This window comes from Zooshikella harenae, assembly GCF_018837975.1.
GTDB classification, from domain to species: Bacteria; Pseudomonadota; Gammaproteobacteria; order Pseudomonadales; family Zooshikellaceae; genus Zooshikella; species Zooshikella harenae.
Genome location: NZ_JAGSOY010000019.1, coordinates 34,864 through 51,565 on the forward strand (window position 1 = coordinate 34,864; position 16,702 = coordinate 51,565).

The 16,702-nt window shown below is 39.8% G+C and carries 15 protein-coding genes; 9 read left to right on the forward strand and 6 right to left on the reverse strand.

The window, feature by feature from the left end:
* Window positions 1–477: 477 nt before the first annotated feature.
* Window positions 478–1,908 carry an AAA family ATPase gene (locus KCG35_RS10095; protein WP_215819570.1) on the reverse strand — a complete coding sequence of 477 codons (1,431 nt, stop codon included), beginning with the start codon at window positions 1,906–1,908 and terminating at the stop codon, window positions 478–480.
* A 308-nt stretch (window positions 1,909–2,216) separates the two neighbouring features.
* On the opposite strand from KCG35_RS10095, the gene KCG35_RS10100 reads away from it, so the two are divergent.
* Together KCG35_RS10100 and KCG35_RS10105 are read left to right on the forward strand one after the other, a co-directional pair.
* Window positions 2,217–3,311 (forward strand): NAD/NADP octopine/nopaline dehydrogenase family protein, encoded by a 1,095-nt coding sequence (locus tag KCG35_RS10100; protein WP_215819571.1) that lies wholly within the window; start codon window positions 2,217–2,219, stop codon window positions 3,309–3,311.
* Window positions 3,312–3,425: 114 nt separating this feature from the next.
* The gene (locus tag KCG35_RS10105; protein WP_215819572.1) at window positions 3,426–4,106 is read left to right on the forward strand and encodes a hypothetical protein; all 681 of its coding nucleotides are present in this window, start codon (window positions 3,426–3,428) and stop codon (window positions 4,104–4,106) included.
* Window positions 4,107–4,279: 173 nt separating this feature from the next.
* Here KCG35_RS10105 and KCG35_RS10110 read toward each other — a convergent pair whose 3' ends face one another.
* Window positions 4,280–4,696 carry a hypothetical protein gene (locus tag KCG35_RS10110; protein WP_215819573.1) on the reverse strand — a complete coding sequence of 139 codons (417 nt, stop codon included), beginning with the start codon at window positions 4,694–4,696 and terminating at the stop codon, window positions 4,280–4,282.
* A gap of 309 nt (window positions 4,697–5,005) precedes the next feature.
* Between KCG35_RS10110 and KCG35_RS10115 the strand changes: the two genes are divergently transcribed.
* Genes KCG35_RS10115 through KCG35_RS10125 form a run of 3 tightly spaced genes read left to right on the forward strand, consistent with a single transcriptional unit; the run spans window position 5,006 to window position 8,481 of the window.
* Window positions 5,006–6,637, forward strand: coding sequence for a Y4lR C-terminal helical domain-containing protein (locus KCG35_RS10115; protein WP_215819574.1), 1,632 nt, complete (start codon window positions 5,006–5,008; stop codon window positions 6,635–6,637).
* Between the two features lie 48 nt (window positions 6,638–6,685).
* Complete coding sequence (gene tsaA / locus KCG35_RS10120) at window positions 6,686–7,444, forward strand: tRNA (N6-threonylcarbamoyladenosine(37)-N6)-methyltransferase TrmO (protein WP_309227345.1); 759 nt, start codon at window positions 6,686–6,688, stop codon at window positions 7,442–7,444.
* 56 nt (window positions 7,445–7,500) lie between these two features.
* Entirely contained in the window at window positions 7,501–8,481 is a 981-nt protein-coding gene (locus tag KCG35_RS10125) for an NADPH:quinone reductase (RefSeq protein WP_215819575.1), read from the forward strand.
* A 1-nt stretch (window position 8,482) separates the two neighbouring features.
* Here the strand turns inward: KCG35_RS10125 and KCG35_RS10130 are convergent, their stop codons facing one another.
* The 3 genes from KCG35_RS10130 to KCG35_RS10140 are packed head-to-tail and all read right to left on the reverse strand — an operon-like array spanning window position 8,483 to window position 10,674.
* Entirely contained in the window at window positions 8,483–9,217 is a 735-nt protein-coding gene (locus KCG35_RS10130) for an amino acid ABC transporter ATP-binding protein (protein ID WP_215819576.1), read from the reverse strand.
* Window positions 9,218–9,220: 3 nt separating this feature from the next.
* Entirely contained in the window at window positions 9,221–9,892 is a 672-nt protein-coding gene (locus KCG35_RS10135; protein WP_215819577.1) for an amino acid ABC transporter permease, read from the reverse strand.
* The gene (locus tag KCG35_RS10140; RefSeq protein WP_230409121.1) at window positions 9,889–10,674 is read right to left on the reverse strand and encodes an amino acid ABC transporter substrate-binding protein; all 786 of its coding nucleotides are present in this window, start codon (window positions 10,672–10,674) and stop codon (window positions 9,889–9,891) included. The genes KCG35_RS10135 and KCG35_RS10140 overlap by 4 nt, the downstream gene beginning before the upstream one ends.
* Window positions 10,675–11,240: 566 nt before the next feature.
* Between KCG35_RS10140 and udk the strand changes: the two genes are divergently transcribed.
* Together udk and KCG35_RS10150 are read left to right on the forward strand one after the other, a co-directional pair.
* Window positions 11,241–11,861 (forward strand): uridine kinase, encoded by a 621-nt coding sequence (udk, locus tag KCG35_RS10145; protein ID WP_215819578.1) that lies wholly within the window; start codon window positions 11,241–11,243, stop codon window positions 11,859–11,861.
* Between the two features lie 402 nt (window positions 11,862–12,263).
* The gene (locus KCG35_RS10150; protein ID WP_215819579.1) at window positions 12,264–12,650 is read left to right on the forward strand and encodes a hypothetical protein; all 387 of its coding nucleotides are present in this window, start codon (window positions 12,264–12,266) and stop codon (window positions 12,648–12,650) included.
* Window positions 12,651–12,762: 112 nt separating this feature from the next.
* Here the strand turns inward: KCG35_RS10150 and KCG35_RS10155 are convergent, their stop codons facing one another.
* The gene (locus KCG35_RS10155) at window positions 12,763–13,731 is read right to left on the reverse strand and encodes a DUF3137 domain-containing protein (RefSeq protein ID WP_215819580.1); all 969 of its coding nucleotides are present in this window, start codon (window positions 13,729–13,731) and stop codon (window positions 12,763–12,765) included.
* A gap of 416 nt (window positions 13,732–14,147) precedes the next feature.
* Here KCG35_RS10155 and KCG35_RS10160 point away from each other — a divergent pair, with 416 nt between their 5' ends.
* On the forward strand, window positions 14,148–15,320 hold the full coding sequence (locus KCG35_RS10160) for a Tim44 domain-containing protein (RefSeq protein WP_215819581.1): 1,173 nt from the start codon (window positions 14,148–14,150) through the stop codon (window positions 15,318–15,320).
* 918 nt (window positions 15,321–16,238) lie between these two features.
* Window positions 16,239–16,682 (forward strand): hypothetical protein, encoded by a 444-nt coding sequence (locus KCG35_RS10165; protein ID WP_215819582.1) that lies wholly within the window; start codon window positions 16,239–16,241, stop codon window positions 16,680–16,682.
* The last annotated feature ends 20 nt before the right edge of the window (window positions 16,683–16,702 follow it).

A 16,702-nucleotide genomic window follows, 5' to 3' on the forward strand; every position in this document is an offset into this window, starting at 1 on the left:
TATAGTGCCTTATTATTAACACCATCTATGACAATTGATTGCTGCTTTATTGACAGCAAAAGGAACTATTTTAGTCACTCCTAACAACTTTTTGTCATAAACCTGAAAACAATATTCTTTTTATAAATAGAGCATCTATACAAACATCTGAAAAATCACTCGCGGGAAGTTAAGAGGCCACATCTTTATTATGAATTTTTTATTTATTAATACTTAATTATTTACGTCCACATCCAGTTTAATTCAAGCAGGTAAAAGCTCCAACTAAAACGTGTTAAGATAACTAGACAATAACCGAGTACACTACTATCATATAGACCTGCTATACTACACATCTATTACAAATTAAGCAAATAGTATTACAATGCCACTCTCTAATTATCTTTAGGGTACTTCTAAAAATACATATAAGCACAAACTACATAGGGTATATCGCTCACAATGACCACAAATCTTAAGCTTCACCCTAAAGCAAGCTCAATTTGGTATCGTCTTCTTCTCACATATCACAGCTAATTCCAATAATGGTTTAACATGATTACAAACAAAAATAATATGATGCCTAGCTTTTAACATCAGGCTATATAAGTCAAAACGCTTTTGCTGATATACTGTTTCACATAACGCTTTATATCGCACTTCGGGAGGCCGACGAAACTTCCAAAACTGCTGTACACCAAGCACAATAATCACATCGGCTTCTAGTCCTGCCAAATTAGAGGTTAAGCTAAATAAGAGTTTAGGTTGCGTCTCTTCATGGTAATTATGATAGCTTTCAGTAACAACAAGTGTCTGAATATATTTTGACCAATAATCGTTAAGTTTTTTCAATAACCACCCCTGATGGGAAACAATAAGCAGTGTGTTTACTTCAGAGGAAGAAAGTAATTCTTTGATTAGCTTATGAGTCAAATTTATTTCTTCTACAATATTTCTTACAGAATACAACCACGGACGCCGACCACTTCCTTTTAGATCCACAACCCTTAATGCTGGCTTACCCAAGTTTAATAGCCCCCCCAAACGCAAAGCCGAGCGAACTTGCAGTTTCGATGATCGTAGCTGTGATGATAACACGATATTTTCGGTTAGATTTACACCTAAGCGCTGTTGATCACTATGATTAATTGAGTACGCGCTTGACAATATGACAGATGAAGCGGATTGGATTAAGTGCTTAATCATTTCCCGCTGAAGGGGACCTGCTAAGTGAATATCATCAATAATCAGTAAACGACTAGAAATAGCAGAACTAGCATAAGCTTTTTTTAACAAAATAAGCCTGTCATCTACATCAATTCGGTAAGCCTTCTTTCGCAGTAACTGCTGATAACTAGCATACACATTGAGAATGAATGCACGTTCTTGAGTGGTTAATGTCTGCAACCACAACATGATATGCTGATTTAGCTCTTCATCAGCAAAAGATAACTGCTTTACCCAACGTAGTAATACACTCAACCACTCTAACTGCTGTGTTTCTGTTTTTTTTCCTGAAGTCAGAATACTTTCATATATCAGCTGTATACGTTCACCTTCAGACACTACTTTCGGTAATGGCGCTAAAAGTAATGAGTCTAATGTATGACAGCAATTGAGATAGTGTCCCCCACTCTTTTGTATTTTGTTTTGTAGTTGCCAACAACTATACGAGTTGGCCGAAATAACAACAATATCCTTTTCCAACCACCTCTGTTTCTCCAACTCAGTAATCAAATGAGCCAGTAGTGATGTTTTACCCGTACCACTGATACCTAAGACTCCTACAGCTTGTGCAGCATGTTTTACCTTATCCAATAAAACATGTAACCACTGAACGTAGTCACTATATTTGGAGAATTCAGAATAATCTATAGCCCCACTGGAATTCGTCAATGAGTGAACTGGTACAGTAAGATCATTATGCATTGTTTTGATTCTCAGTTCCTCATTGACACTAAATGCTTTAAACCTAATATAAAAAGAATTCTAGGTTAGTAACCATTGCCATAGCATCCTACACTTGTTTTACATTTTATCATGTCTTAATTAGGTGAAGACTAATAAGCACTTCATACTATTGACATGAAAATGCTATTTAAATGCTATTTGCGTTAGCTAAATAGCTTTGCTTTGCTTAAACGTATGCGATTCAAAAAAATGACAAAAATTCCCCGATCACATAAGTTGATCTCGTTTAAGTCCTACAAATGCTGGTTGGAAAGGGAGTTTAACCAATGAAAGTAGCTGTTATGGGCGCCGGTGGTGGTGGCGTTGCACTTGCAAGTCACCTTGCCCAGCTGGGCTTCCAAACTGCCCTATATGCCCCACCTGAACACGCCAAGAATGCTTATGCTATTTCAGAGCAACAGGGTGAAATCCATATTACTGGAGACCACCCCCAGACCTGTAAAGTTGACTTAGTCACACTTGATATAAGACAGGCCGTTCATGGCGCAGACGTCATTTTCATGATTGTTCCAGCCTTTGGCCAGGAAGCACTCTTTGAAAATATGCTCCCTTTTTTAGTTGACGAGCAAGTCATCGCTGTAATGCCAGGTAACTTTGCTACCTATCCTCTGCAGTCCATGCTCGAAAAAATTCGTCCTACGCTAGATATTACATTGGTCGAAAGCTCCTCATTACTGCATGTTGCCGAAATAGAAGAACCAGGTACTGTACATATAGCATCTCAGCATAAAAACCTGCTAGAGTTCAGCGTCTACCCTGAATACCAAACAAAAAAAGCACAGGCACTTTTACAACAATGCATGCCTGAAACTCACATAAAAACTGTCAACAGTTACTTAGCCATTGGTTTAAATTCGCCAAATGGAATTGTTCACCCAACCCTAACGATTCTCAATTGTGGCTATATTGAAAGCACTCATGGTGAATTCTATTTTTATAAAGATGGAATGACGCCTGCCGTTTGTAAAATTATTAATACACTCGACAAAGAACGCCAAGCTATAGGTAAAGCTTATGGCCTAGAATTACCCCCCTTACTTGATATTATTCACCACTACTATGGTATTAATGCATTATCCCTACGGGATTTTGCGCTAACCTCAGCCGTGCATAATCAGCGTTACAGTGCACCGACCTGTTATAACCATCGGTATATTTCTGAAGATGTCCCTTATCTCTTAGTACCCTGGCTCTCACTTGCCAAAGCGGCTAATGTAAATACGCCTATTCTGAAAAGTATTATTGGTATTGCCTCAGAACTGGTAGATTGCAACTTTGTGAAAAAAGGTCGATTAATCAGTCATTATCTGCCCTCTCAACCCGTCATCCCTCTTCACCTAAATAGCCAACAAGCCGTATAAAGATAACCACTTCACATAACAATCAAAACGATTTATCATAGCTGAGGAGAAATAAACCTCTTCAGTTATGTGCTCTATTTCGCTCGAAATAACCCTACTGCGTCCATTTCCCCTATGGAACATAGACTAAAAAAAGAGCATGTTGTAAAAACCCACTACCGTTACGCTTTTATTTATATGAAGTCTTTATCTATCTTAGTCATCATAACCAGTATGATGTCTGGATGTGCAATTAAATCTGACCTGCTACCGACGCGTCCGCCAAAATCACTTGAGCCACAAGTGATGCCAGCGATGACAGTAAGGGTAACTTCGTTTAGTAATGGGCAACTTTCACCTCTTGGAGCAGCATACCGCACGAGTAATGATATATACCACCTTGCAAAGTCACTTGGCCTTCCACCAAGTTATAGCCTAAGTCAAACAAGTCCATTCCAAATAAAACTTACTGTCGATTGGAGTGATTCTCTCCATGAAGAGGGTTCGCTGTGGTTTTACTCTACAGCTATGTTAGGTTGGTTAATCCCAGCAAAAGTCACATATGCCAGCACACTAACAGCAGAAGTTTTCTATCAAAATAAATTCCTTAAACGTTACCAATACTACGATAAATTCGAAACTTGGTATTTTACACTTGGCTTTTTAGCTGGCTCATCCCACTACCCAAGACAAGTAAGAAGTGATGTAGAAAGAAATATGTTGCATCATTTAATGCACGACATCCAGCTAGACCAGAGGCTTTACAAAGAACACTTAACACCCAAACTTATTGCCGAAACCAAGCCTACTGACTAACTGAAGGCCAATAACATAATTATTTTCTGTGAGACTTACTAAGTAAAGTAAAACCAGGTAGAAATAGTATCTTTTCAGAAATCTTGGCGGGAAAATTCTGCCAGTCAAATAGTCGTCTTTTTACTGGCAGATGTTGTTAGAGGTTAGATAAGAATATTGTTTTTAGAGAGTATCTAGATTAAAGCAATAACAACGACACTTAATAAGGCAGCACCTGCTGCAGTACCAACACAGGCAAACTGCCACTGCTGAACAAGCTGTTCTGCTCCATAAACTTGCTTTTCTCGATTTTTATAACTTTGGACCAATTGCGGAATCATATAAAAGCCAGCAAAGAAAAGGCCTGCTGCCACAGTCACCATGATAACAGCAGCAATAAATACTGGTTTAGATAATAAAAACATGAGAAAAACACAAAGTGTGGATACGGCTCCTAACACAGGAAAACCAAAGGGTAAGACTTGCGCTAATAGTAGTTGTTCACGAAGTTCATCATTCAACCGCCAAAAGCACTGAGGTAACAAAACACAAGCAAGTATAGCGGCTGCTAGCGTCAACAAACTAATAAGGGTAATGATTAAAAACGCCATGATGAGTCTCCGTGCTCGCTTTCTGCAAACAGCTAACCTGACTTAGCTGTTATGATGTATCTTAATTATTCGTTTTACTTAATTGATCAATCGAAATAATCTGGTAAGAAGTATCAAAACTGACAGTGAGTATTTTATACACGATTAATGAAATACAAACTGCTGATCAAGTCTCTATTTCACATTTAAATTGAGAACAACCTTCAAAGGCTTCAGCAAAAGTAGATTTATTTCACAATATATTGATGCTAGAGTGACTATCCGTGTTTAATCACTCGTAGCACGTTTCAAAAGAAAGGTTAATTATACATGCCATCTAACCAAGCTCTTGCAGCTCAGTTATTAGCATCAGTAGCACAAGAAATTGAACAAGCAGGCGACTCAACAGCACCAGACTGGCGCGCTATTTATTCAATGGGCTGGCGGACACCTGCCGACTTTATCAGTGAGCTTTTACCCATTGGCTTAGAATCATCTAAGACTTCCCCCTCATCCTCCTATCATAACGAAGCCTTTGAACGACTTCTGTTTGCCAGCTTACTACAGCTGATGATTGACATTCGAGAAGGTCGAACCAATGCAGAATCTGGCTGGCAACAAGTTCAACAACAACTTGCAAGTTACATGAGTCATGAAGGTGTCAATGGCGAGGCCATGATGAGTATTATTGGCCTTCTTGCAAGCCTTGACTTACCAATGGATGAAGAGTTTGTTGAGCAAACTAAAGATTGGCAGTCTGACTACTATTCCGACAAAGTAGATCACGCCTCAGAACTTGTCACTATGGAGCCTCAAGAAGCCCTTCAACTGTTACTTGATGAAGAAGCAATCCAAACAGAGTACGACTTCTATTTATTATTTGCTGAGCAGTTAACCTTTATTCGTGATTCCATATTAGACCCTCTACTCCAGTCATTACTACAAACTCATCATGATGATATTAGAGAGGGTACGCTACTATTTTTACTTCACAAACAAAAAGAAGTACGACAAACCTTACTTAAGTTACTGCAAACCCCACAGTACCAACGATTAGTGACACCATTAGGACTTCGCCGTCTCATTACCATTCGAAACTGGATTGAAAAGTCCGAGCAAGCCACTCTAGACCGCATAATTCGGAACGTCAGAAAACTTGGCACACCCTGTGCCCAATATGAAGTACCCAAAAAAGCTCATATCGAAAAAGTATTCAGCTCTGCTGTAGATGGGGCTGGAGCCCAATCAATCGTCATTTTATGCAAAGAATATGGGCAATACCGACTCATTGGTATTTTGCTTAAAGAAAAACTAGGGATTATTGACGGCTGGTTAACCCCCTTAAGTTCTAAGCGCAGCTGTGAAAACATTATTAGTCATTTACGACAGGAAGTGTATACATTACCTATTTCTATTAACTACTTACAAACAGTATTACCTCATTTTTTAGCCTTAAACTCACAGTCAGGCCAACCGCTCACAGCAGAAGTTTTGATGACGCTAGAATATTGTGGACTGAAGCAATGGCAACCCCAACCACTTGATTATCAAGATATTATGGCTCGCTGGCAAAAAGAACACCCTGAAATATTCACTCCTAACGCCTTACAGCAAGCTATGCGCAGAAATAAATTATGGGTTGTCAGAAACTTTGATTCGCTGATGTGGTTTGAAAATGATGCAGACACGGTTAAAAAAGCACAACATGTTTTAGAAGAACAACACGAAGGCCCTTTTGTTAGCTATCTACTTGAGCCATATCGTACAAAATGGCAAGCCCGTTTTATTCGGTTAGCATTATGGGCTTTTAATAATAGTCAAAAGCGGGGTCCTAAATGGCAGGATTTTGCCACTCTAAGCTGGGCACTTAGCAATGACACGCCTTTGGAAAATATTTCAGTTTTTGACTGTATTGCTGCTGAGTCCCTTGCAGTTGCTGAAGATGAATTATATGCTGAGTAGCCGCTGTTAACGCGGCTAACTGTGCTGATTTAAAACAGGTTTCACTCCGTGTCTATTGCCCTCATTCATTTAAAGCCTATTGGTATTATCCATTCCTGTTTCAAACAAAAATTTGGCATACCACGACAATCAAGGCTAGCTCCAGCAGCAACAGCAGAGCTAGTTCTTTTACCACCATATAATCGAGCAGAAGCCATCAAGGGTCTTGAGCAATTCTCACATATCTGGATAACGTTCATTTTTCATCAGATTCAAAGTGATGATTGGTTACCCACTATTCGGCCTCCCCGTCTTGGTGGCAAACAACGATTAGGCGTTTTTGCCACCCGATCCACACACCGTCCAAACCCTTTAGGACTTTCAGCAGTAAAGCTAGAAGAAATCTGTGTTCAAGACAGTGAAGTTTATTTAAAACTAAGTGGTGTAGACTTTTTAGATAAAACACCTGTTGTGGATATTAAACCCTATCTGCCTTATGCTGATGTCATTACTGATGCAACCTATGGCTATGCTGACCAACCTCTTGATGAGCAATGTCCAAACAAGCTGCAAATTTTATTCACTGCAGATACGCAGCAGTTTTGTGCCGACTATCAAAAACAAACTGGCCGAGTCCTGGGTTCACTTATTCAACAAATACTCGCTCAAGACCCAAGACCAGCTTATCTACGTAATAAGCCCGTACCAGAGAGCGAACAACCTCGCTACCACGGTATATCTCTTTGGGATCTTAATATTCGCTGGTATTACTCCACCGCAGGAATAGTTGTGGATGATATTCAGTTTGTTAATACAGATAATGTATAACTATACCTAATGCGAAGGGTATACATACACAATACAAGTGTATTGAGGGACATAACATGCAAGCTATTCGTGTACATCAACATGGTGATACAGATGTATTACAAGAACAGGTCACAGACACACCTCAAGTGGCAAAAGGCCAGGTTTTAATCAAAATAATGGCGGCTGGCATTAATCCTGTTGACACCTACATTCGCGCTGGAAGCAATAATTATACGGCACAATTTCCATACACACCGGGCAAAGATGGCGCTGGTGTTATTGCAACATTAGGCGATGATATTCAACATTTAAACGTTGGTGATCGGGTCTATTGCACAGGCAGTATTACAGGAACCTGTGCTGAATATGCGTTGTGTGAAATCGCTCAGGTTCATCCATTGCCTGATAACATCACATTTGCCCAAGGTGCCTGTTTGGGTACTCCCTATACCACTGCCTATCGTGCACTAATTCAAAAGGCTCAGGCTAAACCCGGTGAAACAGTATTAATTCACGGTGCCTCTGGTGGTGTAGGAACAGCAGCGTTACAAATTGCCAAAGCCCATGGTTTAAAAGTGATTGCCAGTGCTGGCAGTGATTCTGGGAGACAACTGCTTACCTTATTAGGAGCGGATCATGTCATTGATCATCACCAAGCAGACCATCTGACACTTCTTCCTAAAAATATTATTGGCAAAGGTATTAACATTATTTTAGAAATGCTAGCCAATAAAAATTTAGGTCATGATTTGCCAGCACTCGCCTTTAATGGTCGAGTCATTGTGATTGGCAGTCGCGGTGAAGTCAGTATTAATCCTCGCTTACTGATGGCAAAGGATGCAACGATTATTGGTATGGCACTATTTAATAGCAGCCCAGATGAACTGTCAGAAGCACAAGAGTATTTATTCAGTGGATTATCTCAGAGATTGCTGGATCCGGTTGTTCGAGATGTATTTGCTTTAAGCGATACCGCTAAAGCTCATCAAGCCGTTATGCAACCTGGTGCTGCAGGCAATATTGTGGTTACCCCCCATGGCAACCACGAAGGCTAAACTAAGCCCCAAGGTGCTCTAAAAATCGTTGCGTACGTGGATCCTTAGGTGACGAGAATAGCTCGTGGGGTGTACCTTGCTCCACGAGTTCACCATCACTCATAAACCACACTTCACTGGCAAGCTGCTTTGCAAAGCGTAACTCATGAGTCACCACCATCATTGTCATCTCTTTTTCGGCAAGCTGACGTAGAAGCGTTAAAATATCAGCAACAATTTCAGGATCTAGAGCCGACGTAGGTTCATCCAACAACATGACCTTACTTTCTGTTGCTAAGGCACGACCAATGCCTACTCGCTGTTGTTGTCCTCCAGATAACATAGCTGGATACACATCATGCTTATCCGCCAATCCCACTTCAGCAAGAATACTCATAGCTTTTTTTTCAGCCTCAACAAAAGGCATCTTTTTTACCACAAGCAGACTTTCCATAATATTTTGTACTGCAGTTTTATTTTTAAATAAAGCAAAGTTCTGAAAAACAAAAGATGTATATTGACGCAGTTTTAATACTTGCTGCTTTGTATAATGTTCACTATCAACAGTTAAATCATCAATGGTTATACTGCCAGAAGTTGGCACTTCCAGGTAATTTAAACAACGTAAAAGACTGGACTTTCCTGTACCCGAAGGACCAATAATAGCAATAATGTCCCCCTTTTTAATCGAAAAGTTTAAGTCATTAAAAACTGTTTGCATCCCATACGTTTTGCTGAGTCCACTTACCGAAATCATAATCTATCGATACCCCCGGCTTAGCCGCACTTCCAACCACTGTTGTCCTTTAGTGCATAACACCACAACAAACCAATACACTAAAGCCACAACTAAATAGCTCTCAAAAAACTTAAAGCTACTCGCAGCTTCTAACTGTGCTTTTGCCATGATTTCGGCTACGCCCAGCGTAAATGCAAGCGATGTTGATTTAAGCAAATCAATAAAATTATTCATTAGCGGAGGAATCGCAATGCGTGCTGCCTGTGGCAAAATAATACGACGCATCGCCTGAATTTCAGTTAAACCAATACTTAACGCAGCCTCTCGTTGTGAGGACTCAACACTTAATATCGCAGCTCTCATGCTCTCTGCCATATAAGCAGCAAAGTGCAAACTCAATCCGGCAATAGCTGCTTGAAAGGCTGTCATATCTTTTAATGCCGGAAATAATTGAGGTAAGCCATAATAAAACAAAAAAAGCTGCACCAATAAAGGTGTGCCCCTGAAAAACGAAATAAAAAGATCGGCTAACCAAACCAGTCCTGACCACTTAAAAACTTTTATCAGTGCCAGTAATAACCCTGTTAACAGGGCTATTACCAGCGATATAGCAGCCATACCAAGAGTAATATGCAAATACTTTAGAATTATTGGTAGTAACTCTAGTGCATAATGTACATCAAATTGAATCATGGTTTCGCCGTTATATCCGCATCAAACCAGTGTTTTGAAATACGAGCCAAGGAACCATCTGCATGCATTGTTTCCAGCGCGTTATTAACCTGCTGTTGAAGCTTTTGTCCTGCCTCATTCTTTTTGAAAGGTAAAGCATTAGCAATTGTTTCAACAGGTTTTCCAGCTAATTTCAAAGGTAAATTAGACTTTTTAATCAATGCCAATACAGATACTTTGTCCATCATAAAGGCATCCATTCGGCCTATCGCAACATCTTGCTCCATACCACCATCATAGGCAGTGATATTTATTTGGTCTCCAACTGACGAGTTCCGTAAAACCTGCTCAAAGTTAGACCCCAAATTCACAGCAACTTTTTTATCCACTAAATCGTTTATACCATGAATAGATGTATTATCTTTATGAACAACCAGCTGAGCACCATCGTAAACATAAGGATCAGAGAATAAATATTTTTTTGCTCGCTTATCTGTAATGGTAATTTGGTTTGAAATCGTATCGATTTTCCCTGTTTCCAACATGCCAAATAAACCCGAAAATTTAGCCGTTACAAACTCAACTTTATACCCCTGACGTTTACCAATCTCATTCCAAAGATCAATTTCAAAACCTTGCAACTTATCCTTTTCAACAAAGGTGAAGGGATAGTAACTGCCAGAGCTGCCCACTCTAATTGTTTTTTCTGCAGTAGCACTTTCTGATGACTGCTCACACCCTGACAACATTACCATTAGTGGAAATAACACCCAAAGGGTACGCTGCAGCATACTATTGCTCATAAAAGTTCACCTACTAAAACTAAGGATACCGATATGTAGTGGCAGGGTAATGAGCTTTCACCTTGATAATATTTCATTACCCTCGTGATATCGCCACAGAAGTCTATGTCCAGCAAGACCTGTTTTACACTTACTTATAAAACATACCCGCTGGGACTTGCGTTTTGACGCGGAAGCATACCGGAATCTTAAGCTATTGAATAATAATAAAAAATAACACATTTATACTAATTGTGCATATAAAAGCACCATAGACTCATTATTCTCTTTTGATCGGACCTATTAAAGCAGGAATAGTCTCCCTTTATTGATACCCATCATTCCAGTCACTTATTAAGCAATGTCATTGGTTTCAGTCTCCTTTAATGGTTAATCAAAGACTGAGTGCGTAGGAGAGATAGCCTGTAATACCTAGCAACAGATATTGCCCTACCAATCATTGACTCTTTAATAAACAAGCAAATAACACAGATAGGTAAAAAAACTGATGCACTTCACATAGAATTTTCAGTAGAATCGCAAAAATTTTGACTCTGTATCGTGCAAGTTCTCTAAGGCTGTAATCGATGTCTCAAAAAACGATATTAGTGGGTATTGCTGGCGCATCAGCATCTGGTAAAAGCTTATTAGCACAGACGCTGGCCAAAGAATTACCATCAAAACACTTGGTTGTTATCTCTGAAGACTCTTACTACAAAGACCAAAGCCACTTAACCATGGAGGAGCGAGTCAAAACAAACTATGACCACCCTCGCTCACTCGACCATGGTTTGTTAATCCAGCACATGCAGGAGCTTAAAAAAGGTAATTCAGTACAAGTTCCTGTTTATGACTATTCCATCCACAATCGCCGAACAGAAACACGAACAGTTCAACCTACCAAGGTTGTCATTATTGAAGGGATTTTGCTATTAGCTACCCCTGAGTTACGAGAAGAGTTTGACCTTCGCTTTTACATGGATACGCCACTCGATATATGTTTACTCAGACGATTACAGAGAGATATCATCAGCCGAGGTCGAGATATCAGCATGGTCATCTCCCAGTATCAAGAAACCGTTCGCCCCATGTACTTAAGATTTATCGAACCCTCCCGCCAATATGCAGACTTAATCATTCCTCATGGTGGCAAGAACCGAATAGCCATTGACCTTATCAAGACTAAAATACACTCCTTAATTAGTTAAATTGTTACTTTCCTGTAGTAATACAGCAAGTTTTTCATAATAGTGCCTGTAAGTTGCGGGCACTCATTAAGCCACTCCAGCCATCTTCTCCTTCCTTGCTTTGCGTAATTGCAGTTAATCAATAAGTTATTCATTTTTTAAGGTTGCCATAAAAAAACGGTTTAACATCACTGTCATCTGACTCGATTGACGTTTAAACCCATATCGTACTGAATTTAGCTATGTTTACAGGAGGGAAGAATGCATATTGTAAAGGATTACACTTTGAGTACTGTTTATCGCAGTGCACTTAAACCTTTAACAACCTTTGAACTGTCGTCCAATACACGCACACTAAGAGTTCGAATACACAATTATTTGATAACAAAACACCAAAATCAACTCTAGAGTAAGGGCAAGGCAATGCAGAAGAAAATTTACTTTTTAATCGCCTGTTGGTTAAGTTTTATACTTACTGGCTGCAGTCACATTGAAAAAATGCATGCTAAATATCCTCTTGCCGTATATTTCTCAGCCATCAACGATTACATTACTGTTCGCGCATATAGTCAGGAAGGTACCCCTATCGCAGGAGGCAATATCAAAGTATTTAATGACTTTGACCGGATCATTATTGATGAATCTTTAAGTGGTCGTGGCATTTACCGTTTCCGTTACCCCATCAATACCATCAAACTGACTGTTATCATCACAGATAACGAAGGTAAGCAAGGAAAACGTTATATAGAGAAAGAAGATATACGTCCTGTCTACCCTGACCGTTATAGTCAGTGGTGGCTAAATCCTTAGTGCTTATTTTAGTTTATCATCTAGATCTGTAGAAAAAAGTGAGTAACAACAGCAGGGATTTACTTCACTTATGAAAAAAAATCACGCTATTGTTGTTACTCAACGTGTTTGATTACGATGCGCGGGAAGTCAAACCAAGATCATAAAAAATAGTAAACACGCGCATCAAATCTCCATACCAGCTCATAACATCATCAGCATAGAAGTTTTCAAAGTATATATTTCTGGAACGGTCAAATATATGCAGACCATTTACAGCAACTGTAATATGACCCTTTTCAACCGTGATATACACATTATTGCCAAACTTTTGCTGCAAAGACAGTACCCGAAGCATAAAACGTTCTGATAGTAAGGTCTTGGCTAACATAGGATCTGAAGCAAGTACTACAAAACTTCGCTCAAACTCTGCAAACTTTGTATGGTAACGCTCCAACCTTGCATAGCATTTTGAATCCAAATACTCAGGATCAAAATCTGGCTTACATTTTGGCAAAATGACAACCTGACTATCATTAGCCTGCTCAAACTCTGCACGAATCAATACGCCGTCAAACAGTGCTTTATCTTGAGCTAAGCATTTAATAACAGGGTTTGAAGACTCATTCTGATGCTGCACAACAATAGTTGAAGCTTCAAAATGAACACCATCATACTCTCCAGACAAGTAATCTTGGCCAGAATAAGTATTGAATGGCAGAGGGATAAACTTTGCATCAGTGAAAATATGTTGCGAAACAACACGTGCAGAAGCGTAGTGTAAATTTCCATCAACAAACTTAACAAGTTTGGGAAATATTTCAGCATAACATCGTTCATTAAATGCTTGTTTAGCCTGCTTATACTGGTCATTTAACAACCAGCCAATAACAGCTGCGGAGATTAAAATAAAAAATAAAATCCATGTACTACTGGAAAAAACTAACGCAGCAATAATGATTGCGGCTAACCAAACCAGCAGTCCTTTCTGCACACTTTGATAAAGGGTATTGCCTATCAGTTCGCTCTGCTTAACCAAATCGCCCTTACCTTCGGCAAATGCATCTACATAAAACGCGGAGAGTTCATCAATTGACTTCATGAAATACCTCAGTATTCCCTGTTTTATCATACTTTAAGGGTGAGCTTTTACATTATAAACATAACTAAGACGTCATGTTGCAAAAAAATTTCCCTGACAGATTAATGGATTTGCAGCACTAAGTCCCAAAACTGCACACCTGCTTAAATTAGCTCGCTCCCCCCAAATACGTCTTCTCTTGATGTAATTAGAACGATTATTGAACGGCTTGTGAATAAACAAGACATCTGAAGAAGTACTTGACTTTCAATGAGGCCCCCCTAGACAAAAACTCGACTCGCCAGAACCAAGGTTTACCCAGGTATTAACATGTACAAAAGTTGTTACTCTTGACACCCACCACATTCCTGAAGATAAACGCCAATTGCAGCAAACGTCCTGACTGGGCATAATTTCATCTTTAGCAGTAACCTTGTTTGAAAATTGGAGCTATCGCATTGAAGCGTCTGCAACTGGCTATCCTATACTGCATTGTCAGTATAATGTTCCACTGCCCCCTACTCTTAGCTGAAGAGGCAGCACCACCCGCCCCCTCGACAGAACAACATGAATCCTCAGCAGCGGATTCTGATAAGGATGACCGTATACTGGCAAATATGGTTGGCTCTGGACTAGTGGCCTGGTTGCTTTATGGCAGTGATTTTGATGGGCTTGAGCTGGTGGATATTGTTATCCTCTCTTGCGCCGTCTGTTTGGTGGTCTTCTGGCTCAGACGTCAATCAGGAACATCACCTTCTCAAGGGCATAGCAGAGTCAGAGAAGAACCAACCTTTGCAGAACAATCACTGCGTAATGATCACTACACAGTAGAAACAGGATTACGTGAAAGCAACCTACAGCTTCAAGCTCAACGTACAGTCTATTCTGCACCGCAACCGCAACCGCAACCGCAACCGCAACCGCAACCGCAACCGCAACCGCAACCAAGTGTACAGCCTGCTCGTAGGGATATCACAATTCCTTACACCCCCCCAGTTCAAACTCAACAACCATCTGCTAAGCCAAAGGTACACCCCCCATCATCTTTCACAACAGAACCCACCTCAACTAGCCAGATACCATCGTCGCCTATTGAACAACCAGCAACCGCTGCAGGTCTAGATCCTGTCGCGGAGGAAGTTGCCAATCCGCCTCCTCAACCCAATACTCGGTCAGCAGCAGTCCAAGCACTTGCCTCTCTGGAAGCCGAGCAAGTTAACCCTCACTATAACCAATTTGATCTGCCTCCGGATTTCAACCCCGAACAATATTTAGAGCAAGCCAAAGAGCACTTTAAACAACTCCATATTGCACTTTTGACTCACAATGACAGTGTACTAGCCAATCTCACCTCACCTGAATTATTTGAACAACTATTGAGCGAAAGGGACAGTATCGATAGCCAGCCTTCTTCATCTATTGTCACTGTTTTCAACGATATTACACATGCCAGTCATATGGGAGATATCAGTATGCTCAGTATTAAGTTTCACGGCTGGATGAAACAGTCTGATCAAAAAGATGTGACTGCCTATGCTCATCTTTGGCACTTGGAGAAGCTCACCAACGATGACAGCTGGCAAATAGTTGGTATACAAAAACTTCGCTAAGCCTGTTAATCATCATGATAACCAATAAATTAAAGCATCAAATAAAACAGCGTAAAAAGACTAGCAAAGATGCAACATGATTAAAGATCCTTGATAATTGCAGAACAACTGGCTAACACACAGTTTAAAGCTGCACGAATATTTAGAAAGCATCAATTGCATAATGCTTTACTGCCATAGTATCAGCATGTTTGAAACACGTTCTATAGCATTCCTGCAGCATGATTTCAGTCGTCATTAATCTAATATAATTTTTTGTATTGTGATTCAGTCGATTTTATAATAGAATCGCAGACGTCTTAGTAGCTTCAGCGTAGTAGGCCATAAAAATATACGACTTTAAGCGTGTATATGCCTGTTTTACTGGCTAATCGAGCCACCTATACTCGGTTTACAGTAAGAAGCAAAGAGAGAACCTGCAGAGCCAAAGGACCCAAATAGCCTCTGCATTGTTTTTACCATGGTTTTTCCTCATTTTAACGTGCTAAGGAAGCTTGTTAGTGGTTACCATTGGTAGAATTTAATAGTTGCATTTCTATTTATATGAAATTAAGAAGTTACTTGTTTCTTTGGAAGACAATGTATTGCAATCAACCCATTAATCATACATTAAAGCAACACAGTAAATGCTTCGTGTAAAGCTTTTCTAAGTTTATAGTTTCTTGTCGAACCAAGAATAACCCCGAATTTATGCTTCAAGTAGCATATGCTGCTAGAAGATAATTATTTTTATGATTTATTTATAACGAACTTATTTTGTCAGAATTTAACCATTTATTTTCTGTCTTTTTAAAGCGTCTGTTAATTAGTTAATGCCTGATTAACCAGATATTTCTGACGAAAAGCTGCGAAATTAGCACTAACAGGTTAGTTCGTAAATAAAGTAGTGAACAGGCTTAATCAATAGCCGGAGTTAGTATGCCAAAGTATTTATACCCTACAGTCTACGAACAGTTTACTGGTCAAAAACCACCCGAACCTCAACAAGTACGGGAAGAAAAACCCAAACGCCCTCGTCGGGTACATGGCCACCCCTATCGGATGCGCCACAACATGCAACAGGCCCAAGAACAGTTGCCTGATGACACTTATTACCCTCAACAGCAGGAAGTTAAAACCTATAACCACCGAAATAACCAAAAACAAAGTCAAAGTCAAGGTCAAGGTCAATATCCATACACGACGCGGGGCAACCGGCACTATACATCAGGTAATACACACGATTACCAGCCTACAGATAATAGTTATACAAGCCGACGTAATAACAACGCTAATACTCGTGTCACTTACAAGAAAAAACGCCAGTATAATCAACCTCAAATAGGTATATTTCAACCTAAGCATGATTATAATCAATATTAAGTAATGCTGTTTGCTGTTAT

Excerpts from the sequence above, each read along its gene's own strand:
- KCG35_RS10095 (WP_215819570.1), bottom strand. The coding sequence starts at position 1,908 with ATGCATAATGATCTTACTGTACCAGTTCACTCATTGACGAATTCCAGT.
- KCG35_RS10100 (WP_215819571.1), top strand. The coding sequence starts at position 2,217 with ATGAAAGTAGCTGTTATGGGCGCCGGTGGTGGTGGCGTTGCACTTGCA.
- KCG35_RS10105 (WP_215819572.1), top strand. The coding sequence starts at position 3,426 with ATGGAACATAGACTAAAAAAAGAGCATGTTGTAAAAACCCACTACCGT.
- KCG35_RS10110 (WP_215819573.1), bottom strand. The coding sequence starts at position 4,696 with ATGGCGTTTTTAATCATTACCCTTATTAGTTTGTTGACGCTAGCAGCC.
- KCG35_RS10115 (WP_215819574.1), top strand. The coding sequence starts at position 5,006 with ATGCCATCTAACCAAGCTCTTGCAGCTCAGTTATTAGCATCAGTAGCA.
- KCG35_RS10125 (WP_215819575.1), top strand. The coding sequence starts at position 7,501 with ATGCAAGCTATTCGTGTACATCAACATGGTGATACAGATGTATTACAA.
- KCG35_RS10130 (WP_215819576.1), bottom strand. The coding sequence starts at position 9,217 with ATGATTTCGGTAAGTGGACTCAGCAAAACGTATGGGATGCAAACAGTT.
- KCG35_RS10135 (WP_215819577.1), bottom strand. The coding sequence starts at position 9,892 with ATGATTCAATTTGATGTACATTATGCACTAGAGTTACTACCAATAATT.
- KCG35_RS10140 (WP_230409121.1), bottom strand. The coding sequence starts at position 10,674 with ATGAGCAATAGTATGCTGCAGCGTACCCTTTGGGTGTTATTTCCACTA.
- udk (WP_215819578.1), top strand. The coding sequence starts at position 11,241 with ATGTCTCAAAAAACGATATTAGTGGGTATTGCTGGCGCATCAGCATCT.
- KCG35_RS10150 (WP_215819579.1), top strand. The coding sequence starts at position 12,264 with ATGCAGAAGAAAATTTACTTTTTAATCGCCTGTTGGTTAAGTTTTATA.
- KCG35_RS10155 (WP_215819580.1), bottom strand. The coding sequence starts at position 13,731 with ATGAAGTCAATTGATGAACTCTCCGCGTTTTATGTAGATGCATTTGCC.
- KCG35_RS10165 (WP_215819582.1), top strand. The coding sequence starts at position 16,239 with ATGCCAAAGTATTTATACCCTACAGTCTACGAACAGTTTACTGGTCAA.